The organism is Halomonas sp. ND22Bw (assembly GCF_003011945.1).
Lineage (GTDB): Bacteria > Pseudomonadota > Gammaproteobacteria > Pseudomonadales > Halomonadaceae > Halomonas > Halomonas halophila.
In genome coordinates, this window is the sequence record NZ_PXWD01001674.1 from 1 (window position 1) to 240 (window position 240).

1 protein-coding gene is annotated in these 240 nt (G+C 65.0%); it reads left to right on the top strand.

Annotation, left to right across the window (positions count from 1 at the left end; translation table 11 throughout):
- Positions 1–240, top strand: a 240-nt coding sequence (locus CVH10_RS26405; RefSeq protein ID WP_181244749.1) for a hypothetical protein, incomplete at both ends; no start/stop codon positions are given.

The following is a 240-nucleotide window of genomic DNA, read 5'->3' on the forward strand; positions in this document are numbered from 1 at the left end:
GCCACTACACCAACCTGCTGGACGTATCGCTGGAGAGACTGGTCGCTCGGCGTTCCGGACTCGAAGATCGCGAGGCAGAGAATACCAAAGCCATGCCGGTGGATTTCGTGACCCGCAAGCCCGAGTACTACACGCAGTATGACCAGACCCCGCCGCCCCACCGACTGGCGGTGCTGGCCGAACTCAAGAGTGACTGCAGCCCCGCCACCCCACGGGAGGCCGTGCTGGTAGCCGCCTGGC